The sequence below is a fragment of the Mycobacterium toneyamaense genome (assembly GCF_055384815.1).
In genome coordinates this window covers 600696-617859 of record NZ_AP040333.1, presented here as the reverse complement: position 1 = coordinate 617859, position 17164 = coordinate 600696, and the positions used below count along the sequence as shown (strand labels likewise).

Here is a 17164-nt window from a genome sequence, read left to right as displayed (position 1 = left end):
CGTCGTCAATGTTTGTTGTGGCCCTTGCCTTTTCCGTTGCCATGACCGTTGGGCGGCGGTGCGTCATCGACCGGCTGTGGCGGAGTCGAAACCGGGGCCGACGTGGACGTCGGGGTCGGCTCAGGCGTGCTCGTCCCGACCGGCGCCGGCGTCGACGGCCGTGACGCGGCGTCGACGATCACCGCGACGACCGTCACCAGCACCACGATGGCGGCCGCACCCCAGAGCAGCAGTCGCGAGCGGCGCCGCGGCGCGGCGACCGGCAGTAGCGACGTCGTCGGGTCCGGTAGCGGCTGCCCGAGCACCAACGTCGGCGGTCGCACAGCGCGGGCAACCCCGTGCAGGGCGGCGCGCATCTCCTCGGCACTGCCGAAGCGCGCCCGCGCGTCACGCGCCATCGCGCGTTCGACGACGGTAGCCAGCGCCGGGTCGACGTCGGGCCGCAACACGCGCAGCGGTACCGGATGTCCCTCCGAGACAGCGCGGGCGAGCGCCACCAGATTGTCCTGTGGAAAAGGCCGCCGGCCGGTGAGCGCCTCGTACCCGACGACACCGACGGCGTACAGATCGTCGGCGACGGTCGCCGGATGCCCAGAGAGGCGATCGGCGCTGAGATAGCCCATCGTCCCCACGACCTGGCCGGCGATGGTGTGGCCGGATTCGGCGCTCTTGGCGATGCCGAAGTCGGCGATCTTCGCCGCTCCCGAATCGGCCAGCAGAATGTTCCCCGGCTTGATGTCGCGGTGCAGGATGCCGGCCGCGTGGGCCATCGCCAGTGCCGAGAGCACGTCGTCGAGCACCGACCGAACCTGCGGTAGCGGGAGCGGACCCGCGGCGATCGCGTCCGCCAGGGTGCGTCCCGGCAGCCGCTCCATGACGATGTACGGCGTGCCGTCCTGCTCGCCGTAGTCGTGGACGGCGACAACGTGCGGATGGTTCAGACCGGCCGCGGCGCGGGCCTCGACCTCGAAGCGGCGCCGGAAGTCTGGCTGTGCACTCAGCGGCGCATGAAGCAGTTTGACGGCCACCGGACGCTGCAATTGGGCGTCCCACGCGTCGCGGACCTCCGCCATACCGCCGTGGCCCAGCGTCCCCCGCAATTGGTAGCGGTTGGCGAGAACCCCGGGATAAGGCATGACTCCACGCTAGCCCGCCTCGACCGACCCGCCGAGTCTGGTGCGGGCAGGGTCCGTCAGGCGCTCTTGGCGGTGACGATGTCGCCGGCCAGCGGCGCGATGGCGGCCATGATCCGCTGCACGGTCCGTGCCGGAACGCCCGCGGCGGCCAGGCTTTCACTCAGATACGCGGCCACCAGGTTGAAGTGCTGCCGGGAAATGCCGCGCCCGCGGTGGATGTCCCGCATGGAAGCGCCGGTATAGGGCTCGGGACCACCCAGGGCCGCGGCGAAGAACTCGACCTGCCGGCCTTTGAGCCGTGACATATTGGCGCCGGCGAAGAAGCCGGCGAGTTCGGGGTCGGCCAGTACGCGCTCGTAGAAGTCCGCCACCACCTGTTCGAGCGCTTCGGCTCCTCCGATCTGCTCATAGATGCTCGTCATGCACCGAGCCAACACCCGCCGTGTTGCCTATCCATTGCTCGACGGTGACCCAGCGACTAAATCGGCCTCACAGACCCCTCGAATTGCTGCGAGTACGGAAAGTGCCTGGGTCAGTCCACAATTGGGCAGTAGAACTGCGGCTGACCCCGATATTCGAGCGGCGGCAGGTTACGCGCGGGCGTCTCCACCAGCGGCGAGTCGACGGGAAGCCGGCCGGAGGCGCGGTCCATCGCCGACCGCTTGCGCGGATGCATCAGCCTGCGCTTCGGGCCGTACTTCGAGACCAACGTGATCACCTGGCACAGCCGGTCGTGCACCCACTGCTGCCGCGCGGACCACGAGTAACCCATCAGCTCGCGCACCGGCGGGTCGTAGAGGGCCACCGTCATGAAAGTCAGGAAGCGCTGCATCACCTTGAGGTTCTGCGCCCACAGCCAGTCCGGAATCCATTGCAGCGACGGATGTTTGGGCATGGTCGACAAATCCATGACCTCGCGCGCCGCATAGTTGTTCTCCAGGACGTTGCGGCACATGTGATCCCAGTAGACCTCGAAGTCCTCCCAACTCTTCGGCACGGGCCGCATGCTCATGCCGTACATGCGGTACCACTGCACGTGCTCGTCGAACAGCTGTCGCTTGTCGGCCTCGGAGATGCCGCCGCCGAATTTCTCGGCAGCCAGCAGAGTGGATTTGAAGAACGTCGAGTGGGCCCAATAGAAGACGTCGGGGTTCAGCGCGCTGTAGCGGCGACCCCGCTTGTCGACGCCCTTGATCCCGATGTGATAGTCCCGCACCTCGGCGCCGGTCTTGGGCGCACGGTCACCGTCGAAGACGACGCCGCCGATCGGATAGATCGACCGCAGGAGCCGCGGAATCCGCTCCATGAAGAAGATCGAATGTTCCTCCACCGCCGCGCCGAGCTGCGGATGCATGTTCTGCATGGAGCCGGCCCACGTGCCCTGGAACAGCCCGGTCCACTGGCCGAAGTACTTCCACGTCAGCGAGTCAGGGCCCAGCGGCACCGCGTCGTAGCCGCCGGGCGAAGCCGGGCAGCCGACCGCCGCCACGGGGGCAGATTCGCTGGTCACTGGGCATGTGTCGGAAGTATTTTGGGTCACCGGCATTCTTTCCTGGATGTCAGCGGGTATCCTGACTACACGCGTTGTCAGCCACAGCTTAGGAGTCACGTGCCTTCCGGTCAACGACAGGGCCGCTGGTCTGCCGTCCCACTGGCGGACCGCCCGACGCGGCGTCGCGAGGCGCTCATCGAAGCCGGCATCGCCGCGCTCGGCCATGCCGACGGCCCCGCGGCGACGGTGCGGGCGGTGTGCCGCACCGCCGGCCTGACCGAGCGCTACTTCTACGAGAGCTTCACCGACCGCGAGGATTTCGTCCGCGCCGTGTACGACGAGGTGTGCACGACGGCCATGGCGGCGCTGACCACATCGCAAAGCCCCCGCGACGCCGTCGAACGGTTCGTCACGATGATGGTCGACGACCCCACGCGCGGCCGCGTCCTGCTCATCGCGCCGGCGCAGGAACCCGTACTCACCCGCTCGGGCGCGGACTGGATGCCGAGCTTCATCGAACTGCTGCAGCACAAGATGTTCCCCGGCGGCGATCCCGCGCGGCGGGCGCTCGAGGCCACCAGCCTGATCGGCGCCCTCACCGCACTGTTCACCGGGTACCTGGGCGGCAAGCTGCCGGTCACCCGCGAGCAGTTCGTCGATTACTGCGTCGACATGCTGATGAGCCGGGTGCCCTCACACCGGTAACACCTAACGAGCGCCGACATCACAGTTCAGAATCACCGGTCGGACATGCGTCACAGCAACTTGATGTCACTACCCGACACAGATACTCTGACTGCTACCAACAGGTACAGATACATCGCACCGGGAGGCGCCATGACAGCCGACTACACCGACCTGCAGCTCCTACACGAGCTGGAGCCGGTCGTCGAGACGCTCGTCGACCGCCACATGAGCATGCGGAAAGACTGGAACCCGCACGACTACATCCCCTGGAAAGAGGGCAAGAACTACTACGCCCTCGGCGGCCAGGACTGGGATCCGGATCAGGCCAAGCTCTCCGAGGTCGCCCAGACCGCCATGGTCCAGAACCTGCTGACCGAGGACAACCTGCCGTCCTACCACCGCGAGATCGCGATGAACATGGGCATGGACGGCGCCTGGGGCTACTGGGTGAACCGGTGGACCGCCGAGGAGAACCGCCACGGCATCGCGTTGCGCGACTACCTCGTCGTCACCCGCAACTGCGACCCCGTCGAGCTCGAGGAACTGCGCGTCGAGCAGGTCACCCGCGGCTTCTCGCCCGGCCAGAACCTGCAGGGCGACCTGTTCGCCGAGAGCCTGTTCGACTCGGTCATGTACGTCTCGTTCCAGGAGCTGGCCACCCGCGTCTCGCACCGCAACACCGGCAAGGCCTGCAACGACCCCGTCGCCGACCAGCTGCTGCAGCGCATCTCCGGCGACGAGAACCTGCACATGATCTTCTACCGCGACGTCTCGGCCGCCGGCCTGGACATCAACCCGAACCAGGCGATGGCCTCGCTGCACCGCATCGTCGAGAACTTCAAGATGCCCGGGTACACCGTGCCCGACTTCCGCCGCAAGGCCGTCATCATCGCCGTCGGCGGCGTCTACGACCCGCGCATCCACCTCGACGACGTCCTCATGCCGGTGCTCAAGAAGTGGCGCATCTTCGAGCGCGAAGACTTCACCGGTGAAGGCGCGCGCCTGCGCGACGACCTGGGCCGGATCATCAACGAGCTCGAGGACACCTGCGCGAAGTTCGAGGTGGCCAAGGAACGTCGTCTGGAGCGCGAGCGCAAGGTCGCCGAGAAGAAGGCGATGAAGAACCTACTGGTGTCGACATCAGCGTCGTAAGTCCGGAACGAGACACGGCCCGATCCCTGCGGATCGGGCCGATCTCGTTGCGCTCTCCGGTCGTCCTCGCCCCCATGGCGGGTGTGACGAACGTCGCCTTCCGGACGTTGTGCCGCGAGCAGGAACTGGCCCGGGTGGGCACGGTCAGTGGCCTGTACGTCTGCGAGATGGTCACCGCGCGCGCCCTCGTCGAGCGCAATGCCGCGACCATGCACATGACGACGTTCGCGCCCGAGGAGTCGCCCCGCTCGCTGCAGCTTTACACCGTCGACCCGGCCACCACGTACGCTGCGGCCAAGATGATCGTCGACGAGAACATGGCCGACCACATCGACATGAACTTCGGCTGCCCGGTGCCCAAGGTGACGCGCCGCGGCGGCGGTTCGGCCCTGCCCTACAAACGCAAGCTGTTCGGCCAGATCGTCGCGGCAGCCGTGCGCGCGACCGAAAACACTGATATCCCGGTCACCGTGAAATTCCGGATCGGGATCGACGACGCTCACCACACCCACCTCGATGCCGGCCGCATCGCCGCCGAGGAGGGCGCGGCGGCCGTCGCGCTGCATGCCCGAACCGCCGCGCAGCGCTACTCCGGCACCGCCGACTGGGACCAGATCGCCGCCCTGAAAGCCCACGTCAGCGGCGTTCCAGTGCTAGGCAACGGCGACATCTTCGACGCCGATGACGCCCTGCGAATGATGGCCGAGACCGGCTGCGACGGCGTCGTCATCGGCCGCGGCTGCCTGGGCCGGCCCTGGCTGTTCGCCGAACTTTCGGCGGCCTTCAACGGCCAGCCGCGCCCCACCCCGCCGACGCTCGGCGAGATCGCGGACATCATCCGCCGGCACGGCCAACTCCTCGCCGACCACTTCGGCGAGGACAAGGGCATGCGCGACATCCGCAAGCACGTCGCCTGGTACCTGCACGGGCTGCCCGCCGGCGCCGATCTGCGCCGCGCCCTGGCCCTGGTGAAAACCCTGGCCGAGCTCGACGAACTGCTCACCCAACTGGATTCCGATGTGCCGTTCCCGGACTGCGCAGAGGGCCCGCGAGGCCGGCAGGGGTCGCCGGGTTCCGTGGTGCTGCCCGAAGGCTGGCTGGACGACCCCGACGACTGCACGGTGCCGTTCGGCGCCGACGTGGTCAACTCTGGCGGGTAGACGTGAGCGACCGCGACCGGACCACCCCCGGTGAGGGTGACGGCGACAACCCCTGGGTAACGCGCACGACGCGCGCCTCGGGTCCGGTCCGGGCGCCATGGGAACGGGCCAGTCGCTTAGCGGAACAGCCCGACGACGAGATCACCGGCAGCCACGGCGGCGGCGGCGTCACCGTCGCCGAACTCATCGCCCGGCTCTCCGGTGGCGCGGTCCCGCCGGCGACGGCCATCGAGGCACCCGCGCCGTCGGCGCCGGCGGCGCCATCGGCGCCAGTCAAGCGTCCGCAGCCGCCGCGGTCCGCACCGAAGCCCGAGCCCGTCGCCCCGGCGCCGATCCCGGAACCGGCGGCCGAGGAGCCGGTGCGAACCGCCCGCCTTCGGCCCGAATCCGATCCCGTCACAGAGGTTTTCGGCGCGCCGCTGGCCGAACCCGTCGAACTGCCCGAACGGCCGCGAGCCGTGGTGCGCACCGACGTCCGGAACTACATCGACAATCCGGAACGGCCGACGCATGCCGACGCTCCCCCACCTGTCGATCATCACACCCGTCACCGGTTCGCGGTGGCCGGCCGCATTCTCATGGCGTTGGCGGCCGTCATCGCACTGTCGATGACCGGCGCCGCCTGGCAGTGGCAGAACATCAAGAACAACAACATGAACCGGGTCTCGGCGCTGGACCTCAACTCCCGCGACATCGTCGACCCCAACGCGCAGTTCGGTGACGAGAACTTCCTGATCGTCGGCGTGGACAGCCGCTACGGCCAGAACGCCGACATGGGCGCAGGTACCACCGAAGACGCGGGCGGCACGCGCTCCGACACGATCATGCTGGTCAACATCCCGGCCAACCGCAAACGTGTTGTGGCAGTGTCGTTCCCGCGCGACCTGGCCATCAAGTCAACGCAGTGCGAAGCCTGGGATCCGAAGACCGGCGGCTACGGCCCCATCTACGACGAAGACACCAAAAGCTATGGGCCAGACCAGGTTTACACCGAGACCAAGCTGAATTCGGCGTACTCGTTCGGCGGGCCGAAGTGCCTGGTGAAGGTGATCCAGAAGTTGTCCGGCCTGTCGGTGAACCGGTTCATGGCAGTCGATTTCGCCGGCTTCTCCAAACTCGTCGACGCCGTCGGCGGCGTCGAGGTCTGCAGCAGCACGCCGCTCGAGGACTACGAGCTGGGCACCGTGCTGGAGCACTCCGGGCGTCAGGTCATCGACGGCCACACCGCGCTGCAGTATGTCCGCGCCCGCCAGGTCACCACCGAGGTCAACGGCGACTACGGCCGGATCAAGCGCCAGCAGATGTTCCTGTCGTCGCTGCTGCGGTCGATGATCTCCAAGGACACGTTCTTCAACATCGGCAAGCTCAACAACGTCGTCAACCTGTTCATCAACGACTCCTCTGTGGACAACGTCACCACCAAGGACCTGGTGCAGCTCGGCCAGTCCATCCAGGGCGTCAGCGCCGGCCGCGTCACCTTCGTGACGGTGCCCACCGGCGTCACCGACTCCGAGGGCAACGAACCGCCGCGGGTCGACGACATGCGCGCACTGTTCGACGCGATCATCAACGACGATCCACTGCCCGAGGAACGCAACGCCGACAAGACCCCGGTGCCGTCCACGTCGGCCGCGCCCAGCACCAACGCAGCCGCACCGGACGGCGAAGACGTCAACACCACGACGACCGACCCGAGCCAGGTGACGGTCCGGGTATCCAACTCGACCGGTCAGGACGGCCTGGCCGCGACCGCGACCAAGGAACTCGAGCAGCACGGCTTCACCGTCAACTCGCCGGACGACTACCAGGGCCAGGTGACGTCGACGACGGTGTTCTTCTCGGCAGGGCACGAACAGGCCGCCGCGACCGTGGCGTCCACCTTGCCGGGCGCCCACGTCGAACGGGTGTCTGGCCTGGGAGACGTGGTGCGGGTGGTGCTGGGGACCGATTTCACCGCGGTGGGAACCCCGGCGGCCAGCGGCTCAGCAGCACAGATGCGGGTGACCCACGGCAGCCTGTCCGGAGAGCCCACCAAGCTGCCGGAAGACCTCAGCATCACCAATGCAGCCGACACCACGTGCAAATAGCATCTGACCTGTCCCATTCACCGGCCGTTCATTGCCAGATCACGGCATGTCCAAGGGCCAGAAAGTAGTCTGGAGCCCATGCGTACCGCGTACCACGAGCAGCTTGAAGGCCTGACCAACCGCCTGGGCGAGATGTGCGGACTGGCCGGCGTTGCCATGGAGCGCGCGACCCAGGCCCTGCTGCAGGCCGACCTGGTGCTGGCCGAGCAGGTCATCTCCGATCACGAGCAGATCGCCACCCTGAGCGCCCACGCCGAGGAGCAGGCCTTCGTCCTGCTGGCCCTGCAATCCCCGGTTGCCGGTGACCTGCGGTCCGTCGTCGGCTCCATCCAGATCGTCGCCGACGTCGACCGCATGGGCGCGCTGGCGCTGCACGTCGCCAAGATCGCCCGGCGCCGGCACCCGCAGCACGCGCTGCCCGAGGAGGTCAACGGCTACTTCGCCGAAATGGGCCGCCTGGCAGTCGAATTGGGCAACACCGCGCAAGAGGTACTGCTCACCCAGGACCCCGAGCGCGCGGCCCGCATCCAGGAAGAAGACGACGCGATGGATGACCTGCACCGTCATCTGTTCAGCGTGATGATGGACCGCGAGTGGAAGCACGGCGTGACCGCGGCGGTCGACGTGACGCTGCTGAGCCGCTTCTACGAGCGCTTCGCCGACCACGCCGTCGAGGTCGCGCGCCGGGTGATCTTCCAGGTCACCGGCCGTTTCTCCGACGACGACGGCCTGCCGACCATCCACTAGCCCTGCTCGGCGGGTACCAGCCGCACCCCGTCCCGATCGGCCGCCAGCAGGTCCTGCAGCATCTTCGCCAGTACCGACAGTTCCGCCGCCGGATAGCGCGACAGGAAGTGGTGTCGGCCGGCGTCCATCTCGTCGTGCATGCGCTGGTGTACCTCGATGAGGGTTTTTCCGTCCTCAGTGGGGCTCAGCTGCAGTTCTTTGCGGTTGCCCGGCACCGGTGAGCGGCTGACCAGACCGGCGTCGACCAGGCGCTGCACATGCTTGGACACCGTGCCCTTGAGCTGATCGGCGCGCGCCGCCAGGCCCACCACGCTGATCGGCCCTTCGGCGAGCTCCGCCAGCAGGTGCAGGCTGAGGGTGGGCAGCTCACGCACGGTGCGTTCCAGCCGCGCAGGGCAGTGTTCGGCGAGGAAGTCCCGTTCGGCATCGCTCTCGTCGGTGTCGAACTTGTCCCCGACCGCCGTCACCAGTGCACTGATCTCGGTGATCAGCGCCGACTTGGTTTTCACGGAAACCATCTTGCCATCCCGCCGGCACGCGGCATATAGTTTCCGAAGAAACTATTTTGAGGAGCGCACATGAAGGCAGCGGTCGTGCACGAGTGGGGCCAGGAGCCCCGGTATCTGGACTTCCCCGAACCCCAGCCACGCGAGGGCGCCGTCGTCGCCGACGTGGAGGCGTCGGCGCTGACCAACCTCAGCCGCATGGTGATCATGGGAAAGCACTACAGCAGCAAGGAAATTCAGCTCCCCGCCATCGCAGGGGTCGACGGTGTCGCCCGCCTCGATGACGGCTCCCGCGTCTACACCGCGTCGCTCGCCCCGTACGGACTGATGGCCGAACGCACCCTCGTCGACCCCGGCGACGCGGTCCCGGTTCCCGAACACGTCGACTCGGTCACCGCCGCCGCGGTGCCCAATCCCGGCATGTCGGCGTGGATGAGCCTCGACTACGCCGCCCAGACCAAACCCGGCGACCACGTGCTGGTCCTCGGCGCCACCGGCGTCACGGGATCGATTGCCGTGCAGTTGGCCAAGTTCGTGTTCGGGGCGGGACGCGTCGTAGTCGCCGGCCGCAACCCTGAGCGACTGGAGTGGCTCCGCACCGTCGGGGCCGACGACGTCATCGCGCTCGGAACCGACGATCTCACGGAAAGCGTTGTCGCCCAACACTCGGCGCGGCCGTTCGACGCCGTCATCGACTACCTGTGGGGCACGTCCGCACAGCAGACGCTCGCCGCCCTGGCCGCCGCGCATCCGTCGGCCCATTTCCACGCCACGCGGTTCATCCAGGTCGGTTCGATGACCGGTGCGAGCATCCAGATCGACGCTGCGACCTTGCGCAGCACCGGAATCACGCTCCAAGGCGTGGGTATCGGCAGCGTCCCGCCCGAGGCGCTGCAGCGCGCCCGCACCGAAGGTCTGCCCCGGATGTTCGCGATGCTCGACTCCGGCGAACTGCAGCTGACCACCGTTGCCCGCCCGCTCGCCGACATCGAAAACGTCTGGGCGGCAAAGGAACCCTCCGGCACCCGCGTCGTCATCACGCCGTAGAGGTCGTTCGACTTGCCGGATAGGGCGGACAAGTCCCTGAGTTCAATCGCGGCGGGAAGATGCCGGCGGTGATTGAACTCAGGCACCTCTGCTAGCCTGAAAACGTACTTGTGTTCAATCAGGGCCGCTGGGCCGCATGGTGATTGAAGCCACGTACTTCTGTCGCTGGGCTCCCGTCGAGCTGTCGCGCCGCTGCCCGTTGGGACGTGAGCACGAAACAAAAGTGCTCCCCAGAACCAACTTTCAGTCCAGCTCGTGGGGAGCACTTCATTTGCGGGCGTCTGCCCGCGAAAAAGGCGACCTAACCGAAGCGGCCGGAGATGTAGTCCTCGGTGGCCTTCTTGGACGGGTTGGAGAAGATCTTCTCGGTGTCGTCGATCTCGATGAGCTGCCCCGGCTTACCGGTGGCCTCGAGATTGAAGAACGCGGTCTGGTCGCTGACGCGCGCCGCCTGCTGCATGTTGTGCGTGACGATCACAATCGTGAAGTCCTGCTTCAGTTCTGCGATCAGGTCCTCGATGGCGAGCGTCGAGATCGGATCCAGCGCCGAGCACGGCTCATCCATCAGCAGCACGTCGGGCTGCACAGCGATGGCCCGCGCGATGCACAGCCGCTGCTGCTGACCGCCGGAGAGGCCACCACCGGGCTTTTCCAGCCGGTCCTTGACCTCATTCCAGAGGTTGGCGCCCTTGAGTGACCGCTCGGCGACCTCGTCGAGCGTCTTCTTGTTGCGCACGCCCTGCAGCTTCAGGCCGGCCACCACGTTGTCGCGAATGGACATGGTGGGGAACGGGTTCGGGCGCTGGAACACCATGCCGATGGTCTTGCGCACGCCGACGGGGTCGACGCCGGGGGCGTAGATGTCGTCACCGTCGAGCAGGACCGAGCCCGTGGCGCGAGCGCACGGGATCACCTCGTGCATGCGGTTGAGGGTGCGCAGCACCGTCGACTTTCCGCAGCCCGACGGCCCGATGAACGCAGTCACGCTGCGCGGCTCCACCGACAGGCTGACGCTCTGCACGGCGTGGAACGAACCGTAGTAGATGTTGAGATCTTTGAGATCCAGACGCTTGGCCATTATCCCGTACTCCTGCTCAAACTTTCTTCGGGGCAAAGAACTTGGCGCCCAGCCGCGCTGCCACATTCAGCAACGCGATGAGCAGCACCAGGGTCAGCGCCGCGCCCCACATCCGGTCGGTGGGGACCTCGTTGGCGCCGGCACCGGCGCCGATCTGGTCGTACATCATGCCCGGCAGCGAACCCATGAAGCCGCCGAACATGTCGAAATTCATGGCCTGCGCGTAGCCCACCAGGACCAGCAGCGGGGCCGTCTCGCCCATGACGCGGGCCAGCGACAACATGATGCCGGTCACGATGCCCGATATTCTTTCGCTACTTTTTTCTGTTGTACACATCATCGCTTGTAGCATCGAACGTACACTTCAACAGCTATATCGTGCCTTGATCCGTCTACAACAGCACCAGGGGCGACGTGTGTCGCTCCTTGAGCACCGCTTCAAGCAAGACCGTTTGACTGAGGCGGCGAGCAGCGCCGTCTATGACCGAGGGCCAGCCTTCACCTTCAGCTCGTCAGTGAACGCCGATTCAGCCGTGAAACCCGTTGAGCGCCAGCATGGTGAGGCGTTCAGCTCGGGACGTTCATCTGGAGGAACTTATGGTCGAGGCCAGCGAGCCGATGCGCCACGTTGACGATGTCGAACTGACCCGATCCGAGCGGCGCTCGTGGCTTGTCCATCGCCAGCTCGCTACAGACCTAACCGAATCGTCACTCGGCGATTGGGCATTGACCATCCTCGCCAACATCGCACGCTTGCGCACCGGTGTTCACGGCCAGCCTCACATTGCGAACCTCGACTGTCGGCAACGCATCGTGGAGAGCAACGATCTGGCGGCACTGCGCCTCGCATTGATTGGCCTGCATCGCCACGCAATCGAAATGCGTGAAGCGTCACCGATGGGCGGCTTACTCCCGGACGAGGAGCGCCGTGAAGCGTTGGGACACAACGAATGAATGCGTCCGACCGATCTACGGGACTGTGATGTTGCCAGGCTCGCCGGTGATCCGGACGAACGTTTCTCGCTGGCGCGTAGTGAGCATGTCGACTGTGCATTTCTCAACCACGACCGCCCACCACAGAGTCTGGTTGACCACGCAATTGGGGCAGGTTCGTGGGCTGATCACGCCGAATGTGCCCATTTTCGGCGGGTAGTCCCAGCCGGCTTCGTGGGCCGCTTCGGGCGTGAGGTGTTCTTCGATACCGCACACTTCGCAGATGTGGCGCAGTATCACGTATCTGGCCACATCGACGACGGCTCGGCGACTGGATACTGCACGTTACGTGGCAACGTTCTCCTCATCGAAATACCGAAACAGCTGACGTTTCATGTGCTTTCATCATCGTCGCACCCTAGCCGAAGCGATGGAATACGCCCGTCCCGCGATGATCGTGGAGGGCACGCCGCCGGAATAGCGCATGGTACAGCCGATTACGACGGCGTTTGCGAAGAATCAGAAATGAGCGGCTGCAGCGCAGCAAGTATTAGCGCTTGGCGGCTCGCGTGTCCATGCTTCTTCGCCAAGATGCTGAGCGCAGCACCTTCCGCCGGTAGAAGCCGAAGGGTCACGGTATCGGTGCGCTGTCGCGTTTCCGATCCACTGCGACCCCTCTTTGCACTGGCACTATCCGGCATTCGTTACTTCCCTCTCATTCGCGACCCGGCAAAGTATAGATCTCATGCCAAGCTAGCTTGGCAGACCTTTGGTGGTGCGATGCTGCTACTTGGTTGGGTGCCGAAACCGCGAGATCAGTCCGACCCAGAACGCGTTGCAGAGTGGGCCCGGGCTCGCGCCCTTGTGGGACAGCGGATCCGCCAAGTGCGTACCCGTCGCGGTCTAACTCAGGAAGCTCTGGCACTACGCTCCGGGTTTTCGCGAAACCTGCTGGTCGACGTGGAACTCGGCAAGAGCGGCCTGCTCTATGAGCGCTTGTTCGATCTAGCCGCCGCCCTTGAAGTCTCGCCCCATGAGTTTCTGATGGTCGGCGACGGCGCCGTTGTTGAACTGGAACTGCCCCCGGCGGAATAACTCGCGCTTCGATGCTCCGGCAGTCGGCCGACTCGGGCAGCCGCGGCGTGGGTGGGTCGTCCGCGGTTGTCCGGTGGCTATGCCGGATTCCGTGCGCAACTGCTCTCGATGTGCCTGAGCAGATACTGCCGGTCGGTCAGGATGTCCAACAGGTACACCATCGGCACCAGCACGATGTCGGAGGGCAGTCGCCCACTGTGCTCGGCGAGGATTTCCGCGTTGCTGTTGAAGCCGTGGGTGGCGTTGCGCCTGGCGTTCCACAGCGTGGTGAGCCGCGACTCGGTAGTGGCGTCCGCGTTGAGGCTTTCGACGAAGAACTCGTCGGCGACGTGTTCTGCCGCGGCCAGAGCACGGTGGGCGGGCTCCATGATGAGTTGCCTAATACGTTGGGGCACATGCTGTTCTATGGCAACGATACGCTTGCGGATGCGGGTGGGAGTCATGAGCTGGCCGATGCCGCTGCTCCTGATCAAGCTGTCTGCGAGCATGTCCATCGCCGGGAACAGCAAGGTCAGTTGGGCCGCTTGATCGCGAGGGTGACGCAGTATTGCCGCGATACGCACCAGGAGCTGTTCGAAGTTGAGCATCCATCGTTGGTGCGCTTCGGGCACGTAGAAGCCGTTACTGTTGACGTAGGTGGTCGGTGAGTAGAGGTCGACGATGGCGTTGTTGATTCGTGAGGTCCACCAGTCCACCGCCTCTGAGAACACTGCCTTGTGCATGGTGGTTTCGTGTTGGAGTCCGGTTGCGAACTCGCGGCTGGCGGTGAAGTGGGTAAGGGGTTGAAGAGAATCCAGGCCGTCGCGGCTGGCGCCGTCGCTTCGTCCACCGATCAGCCGTCCGAAGGTGTAGATGATGACCTGGCCGATGCGCGGGGCTCCGATGCCCCACATCAGCGGGGATTGGTTGCCCAGCAGCGGGGCGAAGTAGAGGCCGCCAAATACGCTGCCCTCCAGCAGGGCTCCGGAGGACTGGAAGACCTGCTCGAACGAATTCGTTCGGGAAGCGGCGATCACCTCGGACAGACTGTGGCGCTTGAGGAGGAGGAACACCTGGGGGAGTTTGGTCCAGCGGTAGACGCTCTCGCTGATGCGAATGTCGTGGACCGAATGCCGAGGAAACAGCGGCTCGGTCGTGCCGTCCTCGTTCTGCAGCGGCATGGCCGCGAGCATGTTGCTGCCCCATCTGATCGCGGTGGGTACTTGGTCGTCGGGTACTGCAATGAGTGTCTGGACGATCCGGTCGAATCGCGAAGGCAGCGTTGGGTGTTCGTCAAGGAGTGCGGCGAGCTGTTCGAATCTGCCGGCCAGTTCGGCCGGCACGCCGCCCGGCACCGAAGGCTCCGGTGCCGTTGAGACATCGAATCTGCTGCGCTTGAGCGCCGGACCGTGCAGCGTCTGTCCCGCGACCAGCGTTGCCGCAGGTGCGGCGATGTCCCAGACGGTCTCAGAGGGCGATGGGCGACCGGTGATGCGCAAGCCCAAGTGCTCAATGAACCCCGCCGGGTCGCCGCCAAACATCTGAGCGGGCACATCGATCTTCACGGGACCAGCACCTGTGGCCACGCGTTGACGGGGGCCTGCATCCAGTCCCGTTCGGTGGGCGGTTTGCGACGCTGCGGCACCCAGATTTCATATCAGGACGCACTCCGGCTTCTCGGACTCTTGGGGTATCCAACGGCCGTGTCGGAGGGCGGCTGCGCCCCTGCGAAGACCGCCGCCCGCGGCAAGCTCAACGTGCGTTGGTCATCGGTGCGGGCGCTTTCTCGGTTCTTCGGGATCCGGCGCGCCGAGCACCGCCTCCGGATTCATCCGCAGTGGCTCAGATGTTGCCCACTCCCATAGCGTGACGTACTCGCCGCCGTCGATTCTGCCGATGCGGCCCTCACCGATGATCCGTGCGGCGTCGGCGGTGTTGATCTGGTCGTATCGGCGGCTGCGGTCGATCAGGAAGTCGACGCTCATCGGCTTGTTGTAGACGAAGGCGTCGACGTTGGGGATGTAGCAGAACAGTCTGCCGTCGCGCTCGGCGACCAGAGCGATGGTGCGGTCACCGTCCTTGGCGAGGTAGAAAACGACGCCCGTCGGTTCGGTACTCAGCGGCCGTACCACGGATAAGCCCGCGCGGCGCGTACCGCCGCGTCGATATCACCGCCGCCGCGCAGCCAGGCCAGAGTCGATTGAGCCCGGCCACGGACAAGGTCCGGTTGCGGCGTGTACAGAAAGCCTTCGATCGCTACCGGACGTAGGTCAGCTGGCAGCGCGGCCAGCACGTCAGCGAGGCCGCTGATCTGACGGATCGGCCGCCAGGCCACGATGTCGATATCGAATTGGGCTGCCGGGAATCGCCACGACTGCCCATCCGAGACCGCCCAGAGCTGGCGTGCCATCCGCATGTGGTGGACCTGGGCATAGTTGAGCTCCAGTCCTGCCGCGACGTCCTGCGCGGTAAAGGCGCTACCCGTGAGCCGCTGCTCGTGCCCAGCCGCCGGCAACTGAAGGCGGGCATACTCGGCCACGCGCTCGAACTCGTCGTCGGTCAGCTTATCGACATAGAAGGCCATTTCCACGCAGTCCCAGTCACCACGGATCCAGGCGTCGGTGGCAACGCCATCGACACGAGCGACGTCACCGAAGGTGTAAGACCAGCTCAACAGACTCTGCATCATCTCGTCGGTGCTGATGATGCCGGCGGCACGCTGCTCGATGGCCTCGGCCGGCGTCACGAAACTCGCCTGACGCGACGAGTTTCGTGCGATCGCAGGCAATTTTCGTGCATGGCTCACACTCCAGGCCCCATGACGTCTCGATGCTGACGCATTCTAGTTCTCCATCGCGGTCGCCCCGGTGGCCTTCGGTGCTGATCCATCGCCACGGCCGCACACGGTCGAGCGCATGCCCGGGAGGCGTTGGCCGTTCGTGTGGGTCGCGCTGCTCGGGTTTGGCGTTAGGTGAGTTTGTTCACGGCGGCAGCCACTTTGGATTGAAATTCCGGGGGCAGCGGGATGTAGCCACTCTTGGTCAGGTCGGTCTGCCCGACGGTCGTGGTGGACTGCAGGAACGCCTTGACGGCCTTGCCGACCTGGGCGTCGGGGTTCTTGGAGCAGACGATTTCGTAGCTGGCCAACATGATCGGGTACACGCCCTTTGTCGTGGTGTTGTAGATCGCCGAGAGGTCGACGGTCAGGTCGTCGCCGTTGCCGGTGATCTTGGCGTCGGCGAGGGTCTTGCCGACCCAGTCGTCGCCGATGTGGACGATGCCGGCAGGTGTTTTGATGTCGGCGGCGGCCATGTTCTGGTTGAGGGCATAGGACCATTCGTTGTAGCTGATGGCGCCTTCGGTTTTGGCGACCGCCGCTGAGGTGCCTTCGTTCCCGGCTGCCCCCTGGCCGGTGCCGCCGTGAAATGCCTTGCCCGCGCCCCGGTTCCACACGCCGCCGGAAGCGGCCTGCAGGTACTGCTGGAAGTTGTCGGTGGTGCCCGAGTCATCACTGCGGTAGACCACGTGGATGTCTTCGGCGGGCATCTGCCCGTTGAGCGCGGTGATGGCCGGATCGTTCCAGCGGGTGATAGCACCGATGAAGATCCTGGCGATGGTGGGCGCATCGAGGGTCAGCACGTTGACGTCCTTGAGGTTGAACGTCACCGCCAGAGGCCCGAAGACCACGGGCAGGTTCCACGCGTCCGCGCCGTTGCACCGCCCTTTGGCAGTAGTGTATTCCTGGTCGCGAAGCGGAGAGTCGGATGCGCCGAAATCGGTTTTCCCGGCAACGAATTCGCGGACGCCAGCGCCTGATCCGTTGGAGGTGTAGGTCAATGTCTGGCCGGGGCACGCCTTCTGGTAGCTGGCGATGAAGCGGGTCATCGCGTTGGCTTGCGCCGTGGAACCGCTGGCCACCAGGCCCTGTTTGCCTCCGCAGTCAATGGTGGCGTTCTGCGCGTAAGGCTGGACCGGCGTCCTGGCGCATGAGGACAAGCCGAGGGCAGAGACGGCGATCAGGCTGGCGATAGCACCAGCTTTGGCGGGGTTCATCAACATGTCGAC

General features: G+C 65.7%; 17 protein-coding genes and 1 pseudogene. 8 read left to right on the top strand and 10 right to left on the bottom strand.

Going from position 1 to position 17164, the window contains the following annotated elements:
* Positions 1 to 5 precede the first annotated feature (5 nt).
* From ACZ5IQ_RS02895 to ACZ5IQ_RS02885, 3 genes are all read right to left on the bottom strand, one after another.
* Complete coding sequence (locus ACZ5IQ_RS02895) at positions 6 to 1136, bottom strand: serine/threonine-protein kinase (RefSeq protein ID WP_464480761.1); 1131 nt, start codon at positions 1134 to 1136, stop codon at positions 6 to 8.
* A gap of 56 nt (positions 1137 to 1192) precedes the next feature.
* Positions 1193 to 1558 (bottom strand): group I truncated hemoglobin, encoded by a 366-nt coding sequence (locus tag ACZ5IQ_RS02890; RefSeq protein WP_135357912.1) that lies wholly within the window; start codon positions 1556 to 1558, stop codon positions 1193 to 1195.
* A 110-nt stretch (positions 1559 to 1668) separates the two neighbouring features.
* Entirely contained in the window at positions 1669 to 2676 is a 1008-nt protein-coding gene (locus tag ACZ5IQ_RS02885; protein WP_406775811.1) for an oxygenase MpaB family protein, read from the bottom strand.
* A 69-nt stretch (positions 2677 to 2745) separates the two neighbouring features.
* Here ACZ5IQ_RS02885 and ACZ5IQ_RS02880 point away from each other — a divergent pair, with 69 nt between their 5' ends.
* The 5 genes from ACZ5IQ_RS02880 (at position 2746) to phoU (ending at position 8461) form a co-directional block, all read left to right on the top strand.
* The gene (locus ACZ5IQ_RS02880; protein WP_133428295.1) at positions 2746 to 3333 is read left to right on the top strand and encodes a TetR/AcrR family transcriptional regulator; all 588 of its coding nucleotides are present in this window, start codon (positions 2746 to 2748) and stop codon (positions 3331 to 3333) included.
* A gap of 132 nt (positions 3334 to 3465) precedes the next feature.
* A complete protein-coding gene (locus ACZ5IQ_RS02875; protein WP_061002045.1) occupies positions 3466 to 4467 on the top strand; it encodes an acyl-ACP desaturase in 1002 nt (333 codons plus the stop codon).
* 26 nt (positions 4468 to 4493) lie between these two features.
* Positions 4494 to 5627: a tRNA dihydrouridine synthase DusB gene (gene dusB, locus ACZ5IQ_RS02870; RefSeq protein ID WP_464481410.1), complete on the top strand. Its 1134-nt coding sequence runs from the start codon at positions 4494 to 4496 to the stop codon at positions 5625 to 5627.
* Positions 5628 to 5629: 2 nt separating this feature from the next.
* Positions 5630 to 7714: an LCP family protein gene (locus ACZ5IQ_RS02865; RefSeq protein ID WP_464480760.1), complete on the top strand. Its 2085-nt coding sequence runs from the start codon at positions 5630 to 5632 to the stop codon at positions 7712 to 7714.
* A 78-nt stretch (positions 7715 to 7792) separates the two neighbouring features.
* A complete protein-coding gene (gene phoU / locus ACZ5IQ_RS02860; RefSeq protein ID WP_061002051.1) occupies positions 7793 to 8461 on the top strand; it encodes a phosphate signaling complex protein PhoU in 669 nt (222 codons plus the stop codon).
* Here the strand turns inward: phoU and ACZ5IQ_RS02855 are convergent.
* On the bottom strand, positions 8458 to 8970 hold the full coding sequence (locus ACZ5IQ_RS02855) for a MarR family winged helix-turn-helix transcriptional regulator (RefSeq protein ID WP_167838130.1): 513 nt from the start codon (positions 8968 to 8970) through the stop codon (positions 8458 to 8460). The genes phoU and ACZ5IQ_RS02855 overlap by 4 nt on opposite strands.
* 69 nt (positions 8971 to 9039) lie before the next feature.
* Here ACZ5IQ_RS02855 and ACZ5IQ_RS02850 point away from each other — a divergent pair, with 69 nt between their 5' ends.
* A complete protein-coding gene (locus ACZ5IQ_RS02850; protein WP_464480759.1) occupies positions 9040 to 10014 on the top strand; it encodes a quinone oxidoreductase family protein in 975 nt (324 codons plus the stop codon).
* Positions 10015 to 10315: 301 nt separating this feature from the next.
* Here the strand turns inward: ACZ5IQ_RS02850 and pstB are convergent, their stop codons facing one another.
* A complete protein-coding gene (pstB, locus tag ACZ5IQ_RS02845) occupies positions 10316 to 11092 on the bottom strand; it encodes a phosphate ABC transporter ATP-binding protein PstB (protein WP_409431008.1) in 777 nt (258 codons plus the stop codon).
* A 16-nt stretch (positions 11093 to 11108) separates the two neighbouring features.
* Positions 11109 to 11399: pseudogene (locus ACZ5IQ_RS02840) on the bottom strand (ABC transporter permease family protein); the annotation flags it as partial.
* Between the two features lie 290 nt (positions 11400 to 11689).
* Here ACZ5IQ_RS02840 and ACZ5IQ_RS02835 point away from each other — a divergent pair.
* Positions 11690 to 12046, top strand: coding sequence for a hypothetical protein (locus ACZ5IQ_RS02835; RefSeq protein ID WP_409431007.1), 357 nt, complete (start codon positions 11690 to 11692; stop codon positions 12044 to 12046).
* A 759-nt stretch (positions 12047 to 12805) separates the two neighbouring features.
* The gene (locus ACZ5IQ_RS02830) at positions 12806 to 13120 is read left to right on the top strand and encodes a helix-turn-helix domain-containing protein (protein ID WP_212814983.1); all 315 of its coding nucleotides are present in this window, start codon (positions 12806 to 12808) and stop codon (positions 13118 to 13120) included.
* 77 nt (positions 13121 to 13197) lie between these two features.
* On the opposite strand, the gene ACZ5IQ_RS02825 is transcribed toward ACZ5IQ_RS02830, so the two are convergent.
* The 4 genes from ACZ5IQ_RS02825 to pstS all read right to left on the bottom strand — a co-directional run bounded on the left by ACZ5IQ_RS02825 (position 13198) and on the right by pstS (position 17152).
* Positions 13198 to 14664 carry a hypothetical protein gene (locus ACZ5IQ_RS02825; RefSeq protein ID WP_212813405.1) on the bottom strand — a complete coding sequence of 489 codons (1467 nt, stop codon included), beginning with the start codon at positions 14662 to 14664 and terminating at the stop codon, positions 13198 to 13200.
* Between the two features lie 201 nt (positions 14665 to 14865).
* The gene (locus tag ACZ5IQ_RS02820) at positions 14866 to 15231 is read right to left on the bottom strand and encodes a hypothetical protein (protein ID WP_212813408.1); all 366 of its coding nucleotides are present in this window, start codon (positions 15229 to 15231) and stop codon (positions 14866 to 14868) included.
* Positions 15216 to 15905 carry a hypothetical protein gene (locus ACZ5IQ_RS02815; protein WP_409431006.1) on the bottom strand — a complete coding sequence of 230 codons (690 nt, stop codon included), beginning with the start codon at positions 15903 to 15905 and terminating at the stop codon, positions 15216 to 15218. The genes ACZ5IQ_RS02820 and ACZ5IQ_RS02815 overlap by 16 nt, the downstream gene beginning before the upstream one ends.
* Before the next feature lie 161 nt (positions 15906 to 16066).
* Positions 16067 to 17152 carry a phosphate ABC transporter substrate-binding protein PstS gene (gene pstS / locus ACZ5IQ_RS02810; RefSeq protein ID WP_212814984.1) on the bottom strand — a complete coding sequence of 362 codons (1086 nt, stop codon included), beginning with the start codon at positions 17150 to 17152 and terminating at the stop codon, positions 16067 to 16069.
* Positions 17153 to 17164 lie beyond the last annotated feature (12 nt).

Coding starts and splice junctions, on each gene's coding strand:
- ACZ5IQ_RS02850 (WP_464480759.1), top strand. CDS start 9,040: ATGAAGGCAGCGGTCGTGCACGAGTGGGGCCAGGAGCCCCGGTATCTG.
- ACZ5IQ_RS02835 (WP_409431007.1), top strand. CDS start 11,690: ATGGTCGAGGCCAGCGAGCCGATGCGCCACGTTGACGATGTCGAACTG.
- pstB (WP_409431008.1), bottom strand. CDS start 11,092: ATGGCCAAGCGTCTGGATCTCAAAGATCTCAACATCTACTACGGTTCG.
- ACZ5IQ_RS02875 (WP_061002045.1), top strand. CDS start 3,466: ATGACAGCCGACTACACCGACCTGCAGCTCCTACACGAGCTGGAGCCG.
- pstS (WP_212814984.1), bottom strand. CDS start 17,152: ATGAACCCCGCCAAAGCTGGTGCTATCGCCAGCCTGATCGCCGTCTCT.
- ACZ5IQ_RS02890 (WP_135357912.1), bottom strand. CDS start 1,558: ATGACGAGCATCTATGAGCAGATCGGAGGAGCCGAAGCGCTCGAACAG.
- ACZ5IQ_RS02895 (WP_464480761.1), bottom strand. CDS start 1,136: ATGCCTTATCCCGGGGTTCTCGCCAACCGCTACCAATTGCGGGGGACG.
- phoU (WP_061002051.1), top strand. CDS start 7,793: ATGCGTACCGCGTACCACGAGCAGCTTGAAGGCCTGACCAACCGCCTG.
- ACZ5IQ_RS02830 (WP_212814983.1), top strand. CDS start 12,806: ATGCTGCTACTTGGTTGGGTGCCGAAACCGCGAGATCAGTCCGACCCA.